This is a genomic window from Nitrospiraceae bacterium, assembly GCA_020632595.1.
Classification (GTDB): Bacteria; Nitrospirota; Nitrospiria; order Nitrospirales; family UBA8639; genus Nitrospira_E.
In genome coordinates this window covers 185,702-204,240 of the sequence record JACKFF010000003.1, presented here as the reverse complement: position 1 = coordinate 204,240, position 18,539 = coordinate 185,702, and the positions used below count along the sequence as shown (strand labels likewise).

Below are 18,539 nucleotides of genomic sequence, written 5' to 3'. Positions count from 1 at the left end.
ATAAATTTCAGCTCATGTGCGGTAGGCTGACTCTTTGCCCAGAAGGTCATTGAGTATCCCGTGTCAGAGTTGTACCTTCTGCAATGCAGTGCTACCATCGACTTACGTATGGTGCATCATTCCCTGTCTCATCCGTTCCTCCTCAATCGCAATTAATATGAGTTTCCCTTCCGGCCTTATTCATGGAGTGAACTAGGGTCGATGTCTATTCAGCAAAGAGCGGAAGGCAAACTGAGCCGGCGAGGTCCACTATGAAAGTTTTACGAATATTGATCCTTCTGGGTATTGTATTTGGCTTGGGCTATTACACGGGGCAAAAGCCGGACGAGGTGAAGCAACGATTGCGAGACTTGTCGGGACAAGTCCTGGAGAACACGATTGGATTTGATCAGAAGACCAACTTGCAGAGACAAATGCTGGCAGCAAAGGATGGCTTTTTGGAAGGACGAGCGTATCTGTTAGATCATCATTTCAAGGAAGCTTCGGAGGAGTTTGAGCGTGCACTGCACCATTTAGATCAAGCGGTTGAGTTGGACCCTCAGGGACCCATGGCTCAAAAAATCAAAATCGTTAAACAGAAAATTCGGGAGGCCCAGCAAAGTCTGGCTCAAGGCCATAGCCTTCCTCCTCACTTGTTGGACGATCTTCGTCAAGAATTGCAATCCGTTATGCCTTGATCAAGGCTTTAAATAGCCTGACGTCGATTGTGTTGTGTGGTGGTTTCAATCCCATCTTATTTTCCCTGATTCGTCCATTTCTGATCCTCTCTTCGTCGATCTTCTATGTGGAAATTAAGAGTGCTGGCGGGAAGATGTGATGGGACTCATCCCATAAAAAGAGCCCTCAATTGTCCGGACAATTGAGGGCTCAGGTTTGTTTGCAACCTTGACGGCGTAAACAGGATTAAGCCGTGACAGCCTGTTTTTTCCATGCTGCCAACATGCGTTCGATACGTAAGCGCACAACCAGATCAGGATCTTTCATCAGGGGTTTGATCGCCTCACGGCCACGAGGATCTCCAATTTTTTCAAGCGCGGCAGCTGATGAAAGTCGAATAAACCAGTCAGGGTCTTGCAATCGTTCGATCAATAAATCCACGCAACTGGCATCCTTAATCTCTCCAAGAGCCAGGATAGCCTGCTTTCTAATCACTTCATCTGGATTTTTTAGGCATTCGAGTAACCGTCCAACAGCGGGTTGTCCAAGTTCTGCAAGCGCCCAGGTCGCATCGTCCTTAAATTCATCATTGTGAAGCATTGAAATTAGCGGATCAAGGACTCGTTCATCATTGATCTTCCCCAATGCTTTGATCACTGATTTCCGGGCATCGTAGTCTCGTATATAGCGGAGGAGCAGGTCTACAGCCGGTGACCCAATCATGGCAATGGCTTCAACGGCGGCATCCCGAACCTGCCAGTCCCCGTCTCGAAGGCACCGGACAAGAGGCTCAACACAGCGTTCATCGCCCATTTCGCCGAGGGTAATCACTGCTTCACGTCGGACGACCCAATCTGAGTCATTCAAGAGATCGATCTGAATATCGATTTCATCTTTAACCTGCTCTTCGACCAACTCTTCTTCTTGTTCTGCGCCCTCTTCGGTTTCAGCAGAGGCGACGGTGTCGGCTGTTTCTTCATCTGCTTCTGCCGTGATGGCTTCTGAGACTTCATCCACTAGTTCGTCTTGAGGCAGGGTTGTCTTGCCTTCCAGTGATACAAACTCCTCCGTTTGATCTGAAAATGCATCATCGATATTTTTTTCGTCGTCTCTCATAACTCAATTCCTCCACATTACTCTTCAGGGTCGATCTGCAGAAAACCTTAGGCCTCTGCCGCGACTTTCTTTGATTTTCGGTGTTCCTCGCGCCGCTTGGCGGTTCGAACCTTCCGTTGTACCCGTCGTAATCGTTTTCGTAATGACCGAATGGCTGAGTCTCCCTCAGGATTGTCGCTACTGGCTAGGGATTTCGTGACCTTGGCTTTTAGAGATGTTGCGTCTTCCTGAAGTGATCGTCGTTTGGCCATATGATTATGCTCTCCTTACACTAAAAATTTGAGTGACGAATAGTGGTACGGGTTACCTTCTCCCACGTTGAGTCTAGTCAAGGGATTTGAATGGTGTCAACGGGGAACCGTCATTATTGGCAGGGGGTAGGTTCTCCTCAAAAAAAAACCCCCGCTAGGTCAAGCCCAGCGGGGGTTTTCGTGAAAATACCTTTTATTAACCCTTGCAGAAACTTCTTTCGTATGCAATGACTTTCCAGGCCTCTTCCTCACTGATAGTGGCTGGGACTAAAGGAACCATGCCTGTGCCCGGGCTACCATTCTTGATGACCCACATGAGTTCGCCATCTTTCCGTTTCTTGTGAAATTTGCAATTGGTGAAATCGCGTGGACCCGGATTTAAGACGGCTCCTGCCGGACCTTGGCCATTGCCTTCTTTGCCGTGGCAGTTAATGCAGGTCCCTTTTCCCTCGTACAAAGCTTTTCCCTCCGCCACGATTTCCGGCGAAGCCTCTTCTGCTTTGTCGTATAAGGGGGATTTATCCTTCTTAGCATCACCACGTTGATCAGCCGGAACACGGGCTGGTAAAGGATCTTTTTCTGGTCCGGCGATGGCCAAGCCCGTGGTCAAAAACATGGCGGCAGTCAAGGTTCCAAGCACTTTCATCGAAAACGTCATGTAAGCCTCCTAGGTTAAACAGAGTTGATGAGACCGTAAAAAACATGAGGGTGCATTATCGCGTCCCCTTTTATTCCTCTTTTTGGAGTGGTGTCGTTTGAGTGCACCTAACTTATTCATAATCATAGCATATTCATAAGCTAGGTTAACTTTAATCCACCCAAACTCAGTCATCATATCAATCAATTTTTTAGACTGTCAAGAAGGTGAAAAATGAGTTGTTTTGAAGCAAGATTGACGAGGCATTTCTGAATGATATTCATTCATTGACTTAAAAGGAAAAAGACAGAATATCATGGATTCTCGGTAGTCTTTGACCCTAACTTCTACTTCAACCACAATTCTGACCTTCGGCGCAAATTCCCACAAGTAGTTGGTTGCAAGCTCGGCCCGGTAATAAGGGTTAGGGCCTTGGAAAGTGCAACTCGTGCCCAAAGAGGCCCAGAACGACCGGAATTGCAATGTGGTTTCCCGCATGAAATTTTCTATCGCGGGTCAAGATGGCTGGACCCACTCGAACATCTGAGAAGAGTGCACTAGCCAGGATTATGGTTTTTTAACCTTTATTCGGTAAGGAAAATAGATGATTGCGAATTTAAGAAAATTTGGGGGGCGGGAGGACGGGAGGAAGATTATGTGGAGCCCTTGGCGTTCGTTTTGTGAGGTCAAGGCTTCAAGCGAATGTCTCTGACCACCTGACCTGGCTTTCCAAATGGACCTTGTAGTTCTCCATTTAGGCGGATGACCACACCGGCAGCGTTTCCAAGCGTGAGCAAATATTGTGTATTCGCCTTCCAGGTGCTTTTTTGTCCCGGTTGTAATAAGGCTTCATGCGGAGCCTGATCGTCAGATTTCACCACCACCCAGGTCAATTGGGTGGCCTCGATTTCCAGGACCAGCGTTCCATCGGTCTCTGTGGTCTTCTCAGGAACGGGGGAATCGGGCAAGGTAGGGGCTATCGGTTGAGGCTCAGTGGGTAGTGGTCGAGGCTCAGGGGGTAGCGGTCGAGGCTCAGGGGGTAGCGGTCGAGACTTAGGGGGTAGCGGTGAAAGTGGGATGTCGGATGGGGGAGGAGCAGTGAGCTGTATCTCAGTGGGGACAGGGTCTTCTGATGAAACACTGTCGGGTGATTTTTCAATGGGGGGTAGGGGCTCCATGAGGGCTTCCTTCTGCTTCTCATTGATAGGTAAGGGGGGTTCGGATTCAGATGTGGGTGGAAGGGGTTCCTGCTGTTCGGGTAGCAGATAAAAGAGGATTCCGCCGAGAGCGAGAAACAGTATGAGCACAAAATTCCAATTGAATCGTTTACGATGAGCTGCTTGCAAGGTGACTTGGCTGTGTTGTTGCTCTTCTTGGGCGCGATCATAGAAATTGCTGGAGGAGGTCAGGAAAAGCTGAATGGCATTATCTTCATCCAGTCCCAACGCACGTGCATATGACCGAACGAATCCTTTGACGAACACTTTGGCTGGTAGCCTTGCGAAATCCTCTTCTTCAAGTGCTTGCAGGTGGTGTTGTTGAATGCGAGTTTTGGAAGCGATCTGCTCCAAAGATAAACGTTGTCGTTCCCGGGTCTGTCGGAATAATCCACCAAGAGTTTCCATGGCGTTATCCTGAATGGGAAAGGCCTTTCCGGTATGCATGTGATTGACTTGTCATGGCAAGGCCCACGTCATCTAAAAGGTGTGCCTTGGGAAATCCTGAGTCCTATGACAAATCCTCAAAATGAGTCAGATGTTTAAACGATGTGAATCGTTTGTCAATTTCTTCGCGGGTTAAATGCCTGAGTCGGTCCAGGCTAAATTCCTCCACATTGAAGGACGCCATGACACTTCCAAAAATGATGGCCTGTCGAAGTCCAGCCTGGGAGTAATTTTCCGTAGCGGAAAGATATCCCATAAAGCCGCCGGCAAAGGTGTCGCCTGCGCCGGTTGGATCTTTAACCGCTTCCAGCGGATAGGCTGGAGCCCCGAAAATTTCCTGCTGATGAAACATCAAGACGCCATATTCTCCGCGTTTGATAATCAGGGTTTTGGGGCCGCGCGATAAGATCCGTTTTGCCACTTGTACGAGATTTGCGTCATTGCCTAACGCACGGGCCTCCCCGTCATTAATGACAAGGATATCGATATGTTCAAGGACTTTCCATAATGCTTCCCTTTTCCCCTCAATCCAAAAGTTCATGGTATCGCAGGCCACGATAGAGGGCCGCTTCACTTGATTCAGGACATCCAGTTGTAATTCTGGATCGATATTACCCAGAAATAAGGCGGACGGCGTGGTGTAGCTGTCGGGAATTTTCGGGCGAAACGTTTCTAGGACATTGAGATGGGTTTCCAGGGTTTGAGCTTCGTTAAGTTGATAGGAATATTCTCCTCGCCAGCGAAAAGTCTTTCCAGGCCGTTGCTCTAATCCGTCCAGATTGATGCCCCGACTGTGCAGGAAATCGAGATGTTCTTTTGGAAAGTCTTCACCAACGACTGCAATGAGATTTACATCTGTAAAAAAACTGGCCGAAGTGGAAAAATACGTGGCGGATCCTCCCAGCACATTCGAGGCTTCGCCAAACGGCGTTCGTACAGAATCAAAGGCAACGGATCCAACGACTAATAAATTACCCATAATGATTAGGCCCTTTTTTTGTGTAGGGTGGTCGATAATAAATGACGCCGTAACAGAAGCTGATACCGCTTTCGCAAGACCGGACTGATTCGATTGAGCGGGGTGATAACGGCGTGTTCCAATGCAGTTTGACAGGAGCAAGGCCCAAGGTCTTTTACAAGTTCCAGCGCGTGCCGCAAAACGATTTTAGCGGTTTCGACATTTTGATGCATGATAGATAGGATGGCCCCAACGGAAACCGCATCTTCCGTCTCGTGCCAGCAATCATAATCCGTCACCAGCGCAAGGGTGGCATAGCAAATTTCGGCTTCACGAGCCAATTTGGCTTCAGGAATATTTGTCATCCCGATGACATCAACGCCCCATTGTCGGTAGAGAAACGATTCTGCCCGGCTGGAGAATTGTGGGCCTTCTATGCAGAGGTATGTTCCCGGACGGTGTACCGTGACGGAGACACTCAGGCTAGCCTTTTCTAACACACTCGATAAGGTCTCACATATGGGATCTGCAAAAGCTACATGTGCGACAATCCCCTTGTCGAAAAACGTGTTGGCACGTTGAGTGGTTCGGTCAATGAATTGATCAGGCAGGACAAAATCCCCCGGTCGAATGGATTCCTTCATGCTTCCCACCGCACTGATGGAAAATATCCGGGTCACACCCAGGGCTTTTAGGGCATGAATATTTGCGCGATAATTTATAGCGGAAGGTAGCGTGTGGTGTCCTCGACCGTGGCGAGCTAAAAAGGCGATTCGTATGCCATGCAAGGTACCCACAATAATGGGGTCAGAAGGCTTTCCGAACGGGGTGGCCATCCGGATTTCTTTGAGGTTGGTGAACCCGTCCATTTCATACAGTCCACTGCCTCCGATAATCCCGATTTTGGCCTGCTGGGTACGTAAAGAAGGCCCTGTAGTCTTCGCTTCCTCGTTCTCCGTCATGTGAAAAAGTCTCTCTGATTAAAGGGGAAAGACATGTGGTTTTGGTGGCATGCTGATTGGCCCCCAACAAATGGGGAGTCATTCATGTCTCAACGGAACGAAAACCCCGGCATTGTATCATGAACGGTCCTGTATGGTTAACCCGACGATGGAGCGGATTTTAGAGGGGACGTTGCTTTTGCCGGAAGTGGTAAATTTACGAAGGTAGAGAGAAACTGATAGATGTGGTCCACGATTTTGGCGGCCGCTCGATCAGGAATGTCTGACTCTTCCAACGTCATCCACTGAATCTCAGATTCTTTCTGAAACCAGGTCATCTGTCGTTTGGCGAAGTGACGGGTATCGCGTTTTAATAATCGCACAGCCTCTTCATAAGAATAGTCCCCCGCTAAGAATCCTGAAAACTGTCGATAGCCCAGCCCTTTCATGGAACCGAGTTCTCGAGAAAATCCTTGATTCATGAGGGATTGCGTTTCTTCCACAAGACCTTTGTGAATTTCCCAATCGACGCGGGTTTCTATTCGCTGATAGAGGGTCTGGCGTCCCATGGTGAGCCCGATCAATAAATATGGATACGGCGCCTCGTCAAAACGGTGCTGTCTTTGGATGACTGATAGAGGCGTGCCAAGAATGCGAAACACTTCAAGTGCGCGCTGGATCTTGGGCTGGTCATTGGGATGGAGCCGTTGTGCGAGTTCAGGATCCACTTGCTGAAGCTTTTCATAAAGAAACGCGGGTCCTTGAATTTTGGCTTCTTGGGCCAATTCACTCCGAATCAGCCAATCAGCCGGTGGACCAGGGCAAAGACCTCGTAAGAGGGCGCGGATATAGAGCCCGGTCCCTCCGATGACAAGGGGTAGGAGACCCAGGCGATGCAGACGGGCAATGTCTTGGATGGCGTGACGCCTGAAATCACCTGCATTAAAGGATTGGTCGGGATCGACCAGATCAATCAAGCGATGGGGAATATTTTGTTGCTCGGCTAAGGATGGTTTGTCGGTGCCGATGTCCATTCCACGATAGACCTGCCGGGAGTCTGCCGTTAAAATCTCGGTGTTAAGAATTTTAGCGACCTCAATCCCGATTCGGCTTTTTCCGATTGCGGTGGGTCCCACAATGGCGACGACGGGTTTCCATGCTGAGATGATGTCGGCCTGTTTCATGAGCTATCGGCAAATAACAACTATTTTAATGGACGGGCAAATATGGTGTGCAATTCTTCCAAGGAATGTCGAATGGCCACTCGCCTTCCATGCGGACAAGTCATAGGAAAACTTTCCTGTGCCCAGTCCTGCAAAAGGATGGTGATTTCCGGTTGCGTCATGGGTCGTCCGGCCTGAACGGCACTTTGACAGGCCATGGTAGCCAGAATGGGTTTAATCGTGTTGTCCAGCGAATCTGTTGATTGCCATTCTGAGAGTTCATCCAATAATTCCAGGACCAAGGGACCAACGGATATATTTCCTAATATGGCTGGAATCGCTCGCACAACATATGATGTGGTGCCAAATCGTTCTACCTCCAATCCCGCTTGAGCCAGGAGGGGCAGCCATTCGTCCAATAATTCTCCCTGGTGGGGCAGAAGTTCAATCGGCTCAGGAATGAGTAAGGGTTGTTGAAGGATTTCTTTTTTCTTCCATGACCGAAGCAGTCTCTCAAAACGAACCCGTTCATGGGCCGTGTGTTGATCGATAATGAATAGATCTTGACCGATTTGTCCGAGAAGATAGGTGTGATGAATCTGCCCAAGCGGATATACATCGTATGGCTGCTCTCTGCCTGTATAGATAGCAGGCGGTTCCTGGACAAATAGAGAAAGAGCAGGATGGCGAGCGGTGCCGCCACCAGAGAATACAGAAGCATTCTGGAATGGAGCCGGTGCGACAGTGAGTCCGGAAGGTGGCCTGGCAGAATGAGGAGCCGCCCCGGTCTGTTCCTTGTGTTCATCGGATGGGAGATGTTGCGTGAAAAAGAGGGCTTTGATGCCACGAAGAACACCCGTATGTATAAATTCTGGATTGGAGAAGCGAATCTCCCGTTTCGTCGGGTGGACATTGATATCGATTGACTGGGGATCAAGATGGAGAAATACAATAAATTGTGGATGTTTTCCTTTTGGTAAAAAGGATCCGTAGGCTTCAAGCACCGCATGGGATATGGTCGAATTCTTTATAGGGCGTCCATTGACAAAAATTTCCTGTGGCGCACGAGATGCTCGTGCGTGGTGAGGACTGACCGTATACCCGGTGAGTTGAAATGAACCAGCGTTATAGGTGACGGGGATAAAGCGTTCAAGGAAGTCTGGTCCGTAGATCTGGAATAATCGATCCTGCAGCGAAGACACAGCGGGGTACTCCAGCACCTTATGGTTCTGGTGGCGTAATCGAAAGTGAATCTCGGGATGCACGGCTGCTGCCTGTTGGACGACATAACAGATTTTAGAAAATTCGGTGGGAACGGTCTTGAGGAATTTCAGCCGTCCTGGAGTATTAAAAAAGAGATCGCGCACCTCCACTTGCGTACCTTGAGGTCCGGTATAGTCTTGAACCTCCCATGTCACCCCCCCCGTGGACTGAGTATGGGTGCCAAGCGTGCTATCGCATGGAATTGTCTTCAAGCAAAAACGAGAAATGGAGGCAATGCTGGGGAGAGCTTCCCCCCGGAATCCCATGGTCATGAGTGTCAAGAGATCGTCTTCGGATCGAAGTTTGCTGGTTGCAAAACGTTGACAGGCCAGTTGGGCGTCCATTCGCGTCATGCCTGTCCCATTATCGATGACGCGAATGACACGTCGACCACCTTCTTCGACCTCCACGGTGATCAACGTGCTGCCAGCATCCAGGCTGTTATCGATTAGTTCCTTCACCACGGAGGCTGGTCGTTCAACCACTTCTCCTGCGGCGATACGGCATGACACGCTGTCTGGAAGAATTTGAACTTTTCCAGTGACGGTCGAAATCATGAGATTCCAAGCACGGGGTGATCAGGGTGAACAATAGAATGCGAAGACTTGCAGAGAATCAAGACAGCCCAGATTTTTTTAATTGTTCCTTCGCTTGGGTGGATTCTGGTGAGTCCGGGTAATCTTGGATGATGGAGTTCCACAGTTCCTGGGCTTTTGATCGTTGGTCGATTTCCAGCATAATCTGTCCGAGCTTGTACAAAGCGTGACTTCGATATTTGCTGCTTGGATAGCGGCTGATGACTTGTTCTAAAGCTTGCTTGGCCGGGTCATACTGTTTTTGCACGTAGAACGATTCCCCAAGATAATAATAGGCCTGGGGAGTTAGGGTGGTGGAAGGATAATTTGTGACAAATCGTTGGAATTCCACCGAGGCCCGGTCATAATTTCCGTTAAGGTACACTTTGTAGGCTGACCGAAAGGCCGATGCCTCGTTTTCCGCTCCTGCGCTTTCTCCAGAGGAATTCGGTGATGCGGGGATTCCTGTCTGGGTCGCTTTCGGGTCGGAAGAGGGGTTTGTGGGGTTGGGAGTCGTGCCGTCAGGGGATTCCGATACAGATCGAGGTTGATGGATCACATTGTCTATTCGGCTTTCCAGAGCTTTTACCCGAATGGATAGGTCCTGATCCCGGCGTTGGGTGGTGGAGCGGGTTTGTTCGATTTGTTCTCGGAGCAGAGCGCTGGTCCGTTCGAGCTTCTCTAGGAGGTGTCGCGTGTCCAGACTGGCTTCTTCCTCTGTTTTGATGAGTTCTCCTACTAAGAAATCGTGTTCGTCTAATTGCGATTCAACCGTCTCCAGGCGGTCCAGAATTTGTTGTTCCTGCTTGTGGGATGCTTCCTGTTGGATGATAAGAGTCTGGACTTGTTTTTGGATGTCAGTCAAATTGGGTTCTGTTGCGCAACCCCATCCGCCCGTGAGGGCTAACCCAATAAAGACGGCCATATTGGAAAATTTTAAAGTCATGAAATTCCGGCTTCGGCAACAAATAGTATTTGAAATGAGGGGGGCAGCTACCCTCCGCCCCATATCTTATCAATTGCCAGGGAGTTTAGACAAAGGGGTCTTTCACAGTATATAAGTATAGTCGGCCTTTCTTTGAGAATATTAAATGATGATGTACCCTATTTTTGCGGTTTGGGGCTTTGCAAGCGATTGACTCTCTGGGCCAATTGGCCTAGACGATCTTCATGCTGGTCCACCCGCTCGCCTAATTTGGTCCCAATGGTATTAATCACATCGCGCAACTTATTGACCGTTTCTGTTAACTGGTTGAGGTGAGTCAGATTGTTTTGCGAGGTATCAGCGGTTCCCTGGACCTGCTGGAAAGAGGTCATGGCTCGATTCAGCCGCTGTTCCTGGCTTTCAATGCGAGCATTCAACTTCGTACTGACATTTTCCAATGCTTGGGCGACCGATTGAATTCCGCTGTTGACTTCCTGGAGATGGGTATTGGTCATCTGGGTGTCAGAGTCAATTTTCCCCACCAGCCCAGATTGATGAGTCTCCAGATCTTTTAATCGTGAGCCAATGCGCTCGACCGTCTGGTTGAGTTGATCGGCAACCTGGCTGACCGCCTGTGCTTGTTGCTTTTGGTCCTGGACGTCTCGCTTCAACTGTTGAATTTGTTGAACCGACTGATTCAGTGTTTGTCCTGCCTCTTCTTGTTTGGCCAGGCGACTGGAGAGTGATTGCCTGGCTTGGTCAAGGGCTTGAGTAATGGAGGTGAGGCTGGCATGGACCTCGGCTAGATGGGCTGACGTTTTTTGGGTATTGGATTGGAGTTGTTCGGTCAGTGCGGTTTGGTGTGATTCAATCATATTCATGCGTTCCGAAATTCGTCCCGCTTGTTGAATAATTTCATCTCCGCGTTTCCCGAGTAAACTTCCCATGACTTCCTGAGCTTCGCGAAGCTTAAGAACTGATTGGGATAGATCCTGCACGTGAGAGGCATCCGCTTGCACGTGCGTTCCCAGGGCTTCCATATCTTTTTGTAAGGAATCAATCTGCGCTAAGATTGGGCCTTGGCGGGCGTCAATATCAGCAACCAACCCCGCCATAGATCCTTTCACGTCTTGTTCCAGATAGGAACGAAGGGCTTGGGTATCGGCGGTAAGTTTCTCTTGCAGGGTGGTGACCTGATTTTCCAGCTGAGTGAGTTGCTTTGATTGCTCTTCAAGTCTGGTGTTAAACACCCTAGGCAGTTCTTCCGTGCGGGATTGCACGGTTCCCAGGTCTTGCCGCTGTGTTGACAAATCTGTTTGGACCTGTCCAATTCTCGCTCCGAGGCTGGTCAGCGTTTCCTTGAATTGGGTGAGCGAATTCTGAAATTCGCCCATGTTTGTGGTCAACGCTGAATTGTTTTCATCCACCTGTTGGGCGAGGTTTGTGTTGTGGGTTTTTATCGTTTGGAGATCTTCTCCATGTGTTTGAATGGTTGTTTGAATCGATTGGACCTCAGATTTTAAAGCGCCTGTCTGATTCGTAAAATCCTTATTGAGATCCTGAATACTTTTTTCAGTTTCTTCAAGTTTTCCATATAGACTCGCCACATCCTTTTCTTGGAGGAGTGTGGCTTTTTGATTAATAGAAGCCAGATTGCCCCGTGTTTTTTGCGCTTCCTCATTCATCTTGATGAGTTGGGCTTTGGTTTCCTCAACTTGCACGCCAAGGGTCTTTTTCTCCTCTTTGATCTTGGCGATTTGTTGTTCTAAGTCCTTTTGAATTCGGGCAAGATCGGCCTGTTGAGCTACACAACCCGCACCCAATAAACTACAGACGCCACAGACCACTAGCCAATTAAGAGAAAAAGGCGATGGCCAAAGTTTTGAAATATGTTGCAAGGTCAGCCCTCTGTTCACTCTGGAATTATCCCTCCATGTTTTTCGAAAACTGGTCGATTGAAAGGAATGGTTAATTTTGCACAAGCAAATGTCCCCGTCGGTTCAATTGGTAGCACACTTCTGTCGTGTCCTGGCAAAAGGGCTTGTCTTTGCCATAGGAAATGACGGTCAATCGCGAGGGATCGACCCCCAATTGAGAAAGGAAATCCCGAACAGCCATGGCTCGTTTTTTTCCGAGCACCATATTATAGGCCTGTGTTCCACGCTGGTCCGCATGTCCTTCAATTATTAACAGCGAGGAGGGATCGTTGGTGAGCCACGCCATATCTCGTTCGAGGGAATCCTTGGCTTCTGCGGTGAGAGACCAACTATCAAAATGAAAAAATACATCCTCTAAGCCGGCGGATACGGTGGCCAATTCTTCCTCCTGAATTTTATCCAACTGCTCCCGAATGATTTCTGATGGTTCAGCTTTCGCTACTTGAAACGTCTCAGGAATTGGTTCCACGTCCTTTGGCAAATTCGAAAGATCATTTTGGAATTCCGCCTGGGAGGTATAAGGGGACGTTCCTATTTGGTCGTGAGGTGAGCCGTTCATACTTGAAGAACTGGATTGAGTCGAGATGTCATTTCCCTCGTTAAACGGGCTCGATGAGCTGGCACTGTCTTTTTCAATTTCGGAGTTTTTCCCAGAAGGAACACCAGCTTGGAGATTCTGCTTAAACGATTCATCCATGTGGTTGGGGTCGTAACCAAAATTGGGATCGTCCTTTGCAGCGGGTGGTTGAACCGCCTCTGCCCGAAGTTCATCGTTGGAAGTGCCTTGCCCTGGCAGGGGGGATTCATCAAGGGAGGTTCCTGTTAACCCTGCCGTGTCGGTGCCTGATGCGGATGACCCGGTTTCTTCACCTGGGGAGCCGGAAGCGGTGGAGACGTGAATCCGTTTTTCTCCACATCCTGAAATACTGAGGAGTGAAAGACTGAGAATGCCAAGTAGTGAAATCATATGAATGACTGGGCGCATGGAACGACTCCTTTTTTGGACTATCACGGTTGTTGTCTCGTTAATTATGGTTGAAACGGTGACCAGGAGGGAGAGCTGAGATGTTCGCCTGCCAAGGAAATTTTCTCCAACCCTGCTCCCTCGCTAGTAATGATGTACAATTGACTCTCTCCTCTTCGAATCGAACTGAAGACAATATGGCGTCCATTTGGAGCCCAGGAAGGCGAGTCATCAATACTTTGCCCGTTGGTGATTTGTTTCCGTTGTTCCCCATTTGGACTGATGCGGCATAATTTAAATCCCTCGTTTGGTATCCGACACACATAAACAATCCAATCTCCTTTTGGAGACCAAGCTGGCGCCGCGTTGTAGTCTCCATCAAAGGTTAATCGACGGGCGTTCAAGCCATCGGCATCCATGATGTAAATTTGGGGGCGGCCTCCCCGATCTGAGGTGAAGGCCAGATGCCGCCCGTCGGGCGACCATGACGGGGACAGATCTGCGCTATTATGGGAGGTTAACTGCTTCACGCTTCTACTGTCCAATTCTATCTGATAAATATCCGAGTTGCCATCTTGGGCCGCGGAATAGGCGAGAGATTTTCCATTAGGAGCAAAGGTGGCGGTGATGTTCAGACTGGCTGGCGAGACCAAGACTTCCTCCCGACCGGTAGCCAGCTCCCTTTTTATAATCAGTTGTTTTCGGTCACGATACGCGGTGTAAACAAGTGATTTCCGGTCCGGGGCCCAGGTAGGCATGAGGTTTAAATACCCATCAGCGGTAACCTGTTGCGGATTATAACCATCGTAATCCATGACGAAAAGCTCCCGCCCATTGTCCTTTTGACCTACAAATGCAATTTTGGTTCTGGCAATGCCCTGCTCGCCGGTATACCGATAAACCAGTTCGTCTGCCCACCGGTGAGCCATTAAGCGAGTGAGGGTTTCTGTCGTTTTAAGGGAAAAGTAGCGTTTCCCTGTCAACACATCCTGTTGTCCGGGATCAAATGCGCAGGCATCGAGGATGAGTCCCTGGACTCCGCTCGATGTCCCTCCTATACCTATTCTTCCCCAGGTAGAGACTGTCACCTTTTGGAAGTGCGGAGCCAAATTTGAAGAAAGACTCATGCATTTGTTGTCAGAAAATTCCCCTTTGGCAGGAGGTAATTCAGCAATCGAAAATATTTGTGAGCGTTTAAGGTCCGCTTTTAGGACCGATGCGACTTGAGTCTCGAGGTCCTCTGAAAGGTTGGTATCTCGTTGAACGGGCGAGAATCCCATTACCCAAATCGGGATTTTTTGAAACTCTGAACGTGTGGCTTTAAGGTCCGCTTCCTCCCCATGAAGAAAGGCCGGTGATACCGAAATGACAGAAAAGGCAAAAAGAGCCAGAATGGCATACAAAGGATTGAGTGCTTTCTTCATAATAAAGCTGGTGTCCTTCTAATCTTTTTTAATGAATCGAAATCGTACTTCGAAGAATGGATCTGAAATGTCTGGTGGAAAAGGCGGTAATGGGTTCACGGCAGTTACCGCCCGTTTGGCTGCGGAGTCGTAGTTCCCGTTTCCTGAGCTTTCATCGATATGAATATTAGAAATTTCCCCCAATCGGGAAATACGGAATTTGAGGACCACAACCGGAGGGTTTGCTACGAGTGGAAGGGCTCTCCACTCGTGGTCTATTCTGTCCTCGACCATCGCCAAATATTGGTTTTTTCCAGGGGAAGCCGGAGACGAAGTTTGGCCTGGTTTTGAGTTAGGCTGCACCTCGAGTCGTTGGAGTCGTTCCTTGATTGATTCGACGGGTGTGACAGTGGGAATAGATAACTTTGCAATTTGTTGATCAATTTCCGACTGGACCGGCTGGGTTGATGTGGAAGAAGAGGGCAATGGTTGTGGAGAGGGGGGTGGCGGTGGAGACGATTGTAAACTCGGGACTCTAGCTTCTTCCAGTAATTGCTTCATCATATCGGAGATTTTTTCGCGTTGGGGAGTTTTTTCCAGTGGTGGGGAAGGAGAGATTGGGGCCAATTGAGGAGGGGAGACTTCAGGGACGAAAGGTTTTTCCTGTTTTGGGACAAAGGCTTTTGGCTGTTTTTTGATTTTTGGAGTTGGCGCGGGTACTGGAACTGTTGGGATGGATCGTTTGAGAGATTCCTCAATATTATTCGATGGAGAAGCGTCGTTGGGTTTTATTTCTTTTCTCGATGCCCTAAATGGGGTCACCGAATTCAGTTCCGGTAGCACCGGAGCTAGTTTGACTGTTGGTTCAATTTTAGGAAGCTGGGGTTGTGATTCCGAGCCTTGAGGATCGGGAGGAACTGTTGTTAGGGGCGCAGCCTCTTTAGGAGATGGCGCTGGAGCTGGAGCAGGTTTGGGAATGACTAAGGGTTGTGAAAGTTGTAAACGTTCCGGGCGCGAAATTTTTGGAGCAATAGGAGGCATTCGAAGGTTTTCCAATAACGGTGACTGATCATTCAAGGGAGGTTGTTCGTTGACTGGGGGAGGTGGCGTTGGAGAAGCCATTTCTTGTTTGTGGGGCATCACGATTGAGCCAACGGCCCCTTCCAAGAATTCCGATAATCGCTCGGATGCTTTTGGAACCGGCAAGGGCGGAAGGGGGGCTTCTATTGGTTGCGTCTTTGTTGGTTCTGCTTTTGTTGGTTGGGATTTTTGTTGAGATGGCGCCGGAGGAGAAGATTTTTTTTGGGTTGGAGCCGGAGCCGGAGCCGGAGCTTGGGCTTCCGGTACAGAGATAAGAGTTACATCAATGGCTCGGAGAGGTTCCTCAACTGTCGATTGAAATCGTAGGAAGAGGGCCATCATGATAAAAACAGCATGAAAAAGCCCTGAAGTGGCGAGTCCCCAGCGAAATGAGGCGTCTTCTTGAGAAACGTCAGTAGCGAGCCCAAGGGAAATTAGACTTGGGGATTCAGCATGTCCCATTGGTCAAACGCTTAGCGGGAAATCCCGATGGTCTCGTCCTCGATTAGTGTTTCAATCTTCGGGCCGGTAATCATTCCGAGACGTTCAATTTTGGCCCCTTTGACCTCATCCATGACCTGCACAACGGTTCCATAGGGAACCGTTTGGTCTGCTCGCAGATACACTGAAATCAAGGGATTTAAGGTTTTGGCTTCTTGAAGTTTAGTTCGTAAATTGACCAAACTAATTGTCTCGTTACCGAGGGATAAGGTGTGATCCCGCTGAATGGTCACAATCAGTCGTTCTTCGGCTTTTATATTATTGGCCGTTGTCGTCGGGAGGTTAATGTCTAAGCCCCGATGTAGCATCGGGGCGGTAACCATGAAAATCACCAGGAGAACCAAGACGACATCGACGAGAGGAATGACATTGATTTCAGAGAGAAATTGCCGAGGCTTTGATCCAATGTTCATCGGGTTACTTCTACCTCAAAGGCTTTTTCCGCTTCTTCTATCGTATTGAGAAATTCAATTGTAAAGGCCTCAACTCTGAAGGCCATCTTTCGAATTCTAGAGAGAAAATAGTTGTACGCCATCACAGCAGGAATTGCGGCAAATAGCCCGGCTGCAGTAGCCACAAGTGCTTCAGAGACGCCAGGAGCAACTGCGGCAATGCTTGCTGAACCTTGAAGACCGATTTCATGGAAGGCATTGATGATGCCCAAGACGGTTCCGAGGAGACCAATAAATGGAGTCAGATTTCCTGTGGTTGCCAAAAAAGGCAAATAGGCTTCCTGTTGGCCGATTTGGTTCTGGATGATGTATTGAGCGACCTTTTCCAAATACTGTCGATTAGGGGAGCGCTCTGTGTGTTTTGCCTCCATGGGAGGTCTCGAGGTAAAAAGATCGGAGGATTCTGGCAAGCGGTCCGTAATGCCCAAATAAACCGCTGAGCTTGGGCTATAAGCTAATGCTTGAGCCTGGCTTCTTAAGGTGTGCTGGTCGATGGGATTTTGTTCATACAATTGTAGAAATTGTGATTCCTCTTGTCGAATGCGATTAAATCGCCTGAATCTGTTCACGATGATTCCCCATGAAATCACGGAAAAAATTGACAGGATGAAAAGAATGACAATGGATAGCAGTCCCAAAGATCCAAAAAACTCAGAAGGATTGGCAGCAAAGGTCATAGATTGTGTTTCGACCTCCTCTAGGCTGGTCAGAATCTAAACAGGGGATAAGTGATACAGAAATAAACCACTGGGAGATGAGGTATGGCGGGGCCGACGGGATTTGAACCCGCGACCTCCAGATTGACAATCTGGCGTCCTAAACCTAGCTGAACGACGGCCCCGAAAAATTTTTTTGATCTTGGGCAAGTAGCCCACACATTCATTCAAAAGAGGAAATGGAGTCGATGAAGAATTCGGTAATATATCAGATCAAGAAGACCATAAGCCAAAAAAATATATTTGGTAGGCGGAACAGGGATCGAACCTGCGACATCTGCCGTGTAAAGGCAGCGCTCTGCCAGCTGAGCTATCCGCCTAAAAATAAAAATACTACAATTATTCTATTATAACAGTGAGTTAGGTCTTGTCAACTTAAATGGAATAGTGTGGAATACAGTTTGACATGATAAGGGCACGTGGGTATAAGGCATCACGCCTTGATCAATGCGTATTGCCCGAAAAAATATGTGGTCGTCCTAGTGACGAGAGGGAAAAATAATTATGGGATATAAAATTAAAGACCTTAGCAATAAACCTCCAATGGTGGAGCAAGCTCAGTTTTTGTCTAGTAAAGAACGGTTTTTGTTCTTTGTCGAAGAGAACCGAGCTTTGGTATGGGGCGGGATTTTTCTTGGTTTGGCCGTGATTGTGGCGATTGTGACATTGAGTTGGCTCAATCAAAATAACCAAGAGCATGCCTGGGAATTAGAAGGCCAGGCGCAAACGGTCTATTTGGATCGTCCTCTGGATGATGTCAAAAAGGGCCAAGAGAATATTCAAAAGGCTTCAGGCATGTTCAAAGACATTCTTAATCAATACCCAGGTACGCCTAGCGCGGGAGTTTCCTCATTTTTATTGGGAAATAGTTTGATTGAGGAGAAAAATTACCAAGGCGCTATAGATGTATATACTTCATGGGTCAAGGAATATGGGCAAAATCAGATCCTTCTCGGATTAGTCCAGCAACGATTGGGGTTTGCCTATTTACTTAATGGCAATCGAGAGGCCGCGCTTAAAGCTTTTGACGCAGTGTTGGCCAATCCACATGCGTTAAATAAAGACCAGGTAGTTTTTGAGCTGGCGAAGATTGCAGAGGCGGATGAAAATATTACTGAAGCAGTGGAGCAATATAAAAAGGTTATCCAGGAATTTCCTTTATCTCCGTTTGCCTCTGAAGCCGCTCTCCGGATAAAGGTATTAGCGCCCGAAGACGCCAAAGATTCTCCTTCATCTGAAACAAATGGTCAGGGTGAAATTGAGAAGGGCAGTCCTGAAACTCCACAGGTTCAGGATAAAGAAGAAGGGAAATAGAATGGGTCCAGTCGCCTAACCT

17 protein-coding genes and 2 tRNA genes are annotated in these 18,539 nt (G+C 48.4%); 2 read left to right on the top strand and 17 right to left on the bottom strand.

Features of this window, described 5'->3' with window-relative positions; translation table 11 throughout:
• Positions 1 to 251 precede the first annotated feature (251 nt).
• Positions 252 to 677 carry a hypothetical protein gene (locus tag H6750_08380; GenBank protein MCB9774328.1) on the top strand — a complete coding sequence of 142 codons (426 nt, stop codon included), beginning with the start codon at positions 252 to 254 and terminating at the stop codon, positions 675 to 677.
• 226 nt (positions 678 to 903) lie between these two features.
• Here the strand turns inward: H6750_08380 and H6750_08375 are convergent, their stop codons facing one another.
• From H6750_08375 to H6750_08295, 17 genes are all read right to left on the bottom strand, one after another.
• On the bottom strand, positions 904 to 1,773 hold the full coding sequence (locus tag H6750_08375) for a HEAT repeat domain-containing protein (GenBank protein MCB9774327.1): 870 nt from the start codon (positions 1,771 to 1,773) through the stop codon (positions 904 to 906).
• A gap of 47 nt (positions 1,774 to 1,820) precedes the next feature.
• Entirely contained in the window at positions 1,821 to 2,024 is a 204-nt protein-coding gene (locus H6750_08370; protein ID MCB9774326.1) for a hypothetical protein, read from the bottom strand.
• 196 nt (positions 2,025 to 2,220) lie between these two features.
• The gene (locus H6750_08365; GenBank protein MCB9774325.1) at positions 2,221 to 2,682 is read right to left on the bottom strand and encodes a cytochrome c; all 462 of its coding nucleotides are present in this window, start codon (positions 2,680 to 2,682) and stop codon (positions 2,221 to 2,223) included.
• A gap of 665 nt (positions 2,683 to 3,347) precedes the next feature.
• A complete protein-coding gene (locus H6750_08360; protein ID MCB9774324.1) occupies positions 3,348 to 4,325 on the bottom strand; it encodes a helix-turn-helix domain-containing protein in 978 nt (325 codons plus the stop codon).
• 64 nt (positions 4,326 to 4,389) lie between these two features.
• Entirely contained in the window at positions 4,390 to 5,304 is a 915-nt protein-coding gene (locus H6750_08355; protein MCB9774323.1) for a sugar kinase, read from the bottom strand.
• A 5-nt stretch (positions 5,305 to 5,309) separates the two neighbouring features.
• Entirely contained in the window at positions 5,310 to 6,245 is a 936-nt protein-coding gene (gene mtnP, locus H6750_08350; GenBank protein MCB9774322.1) for an S-methyl-5'-thioadenosine phosphorylase, read from the bottom strand.
• A 137-nt stretch (positions 6,246 to 6,382) separates the two neighbouring features.
• Entirely contained in the window at positions 6,383 to 7,408 is a 1,026-nt protein-coding gene (gene miaA / locus H6750_08345; protein ID MCB9774321.1) for a tRNA (adenosine(37)-N6)-dimethylallyltransferase MiaA, read from the bottom strand.
• A gap of 20 nt (positions 7,409 to 7,428) precedes the next feature.
• On the bottom strand, positions 7,429 to 9,207 hold the full coding sequence (gene mutL / locus H6750_08340; GenBank protein MCB9774320.1) for a DNA mismatch repair endonuclease MutL: 1,779 nt from the start codon (positions 9,205 to 9,207) through the stop codon (positions 7,429 to 7,431).
• Positions 9,208 to 9,265: 58 nt separating this feature from the next.
• A complete protein-coding gene (gene ybgF, locus H6750_08335; protein ID MCB9774319.1) occupies positions 9,266 to 10,171 on the bottom strand; it encodes a tol-pal system protein YbgF in 906 nt (301 codons plus the stop codon).
• 158 nt (positions 10,172 to 10,329) lie between these two features.
• Positions 10,330 to 12,066, bottom strand: a complete 1,737-nt coding sequence (locus H6750_08330; protein ID MCB9774318.1) for a hypothetical protein — start codon at positions 12,064 to 12,066, stop codon at positions 10,330 to 10,332.
• A 52-nt stretch (positions 12,067 to 12,118) separates the two neighbouring features.
• A complete protein-coding gene (locus H6750_08325; protein ID MCB9774317.1) occupies positions 12,119 to 13,072 on the bottom strand; it encodes an OmpA family protein in 954 nt (317 codons plus the stop codon).
• 44 nt (positions 13,073 to 13,116) lie between these two features.
• Complete coding sequence (gene tolB / locus H6750_08320; GenBank protein MCB9774316.1) at positions 13,117 to 14,475, bottom strand: Tol-Pal system beta propeller repeat protein TolB; 1,359 nt, start codon at positions 14,473 to 14,475, stop codon at positions 13,117 to 13,119.
• An 18-nt stretch (positions 14,476 to 14,493) separates the two neighbouring features.
• Positions 14,494 to 15,876, bottom strand: coding sequence for a TonB C-terminal domain-containing protein (locus H6750_08315; GenBank protein ID MCB9774315.1), 1,383 nt, complete (start codon positions 15,874 to 15,876; stop codon positions 14,494 to 14,496).
• A 131-nt stretch (positions 15,877 to 16,007) separates the two neighbouring features.
• Complete coding sequence (locus H6750_08310) at positions 16,008 to 16,448, bottom strand: biopolymer transporter ExbD (protein MCB9774314.1); 441 nt, start codon at positions 16,446 to 16,448, stop codon at positions 16,008 to 16,010.
• Complete coding sequence (locus H6750_08305; GenBank protein ID MCB9774313.1) at positions 16,445 to 16,858, bottom strand: MotA/TolQ/ExbB proton channel family protein; 414 nt, start codon at positions 16,856 to 16,858, stop codon at positions 16,445 to 16,447. The genes H6750_08310 and H6750_08305 overlap by 4 nt, the downstream gene beginning before the upstream one ends.
• A gap of 391 nt (positions 16,859 to 17,249) precedes the next feature.
• Positions 17,250 to 17,328 (bottom strand) — tRNA-Asp (locus H6750_08300).
• A 119-nt stretch (positions 17,329 to 17,447) separates the two neighbouring features.
• Positions 17,448 to 17,523, bottom strand: a tRNA-Val gene (locus tag H6750_08295).
• Positions 17,524 to 17,707: 184 nt separating this feature from the next.
• On the opposite strand from H6750_08295, the gene H6750_08290 reads away from it, so the two are divergent.
• Positions 17,708 to 18,517 carry a tetratricopeptide repeat protein gene (locus H6750_08290; GenBank protein ID MCB9774312.1) on the top strand — a complete coding sequence of 270 codons (810 nt, stop codon included), beginning with the start codon at positions 17,708 to 17,710 and terminating at the stop codon, positions 18,515 to 18,517.
• Positions 18,518 to 18,539: the final 22 nt, after the last annotated feature.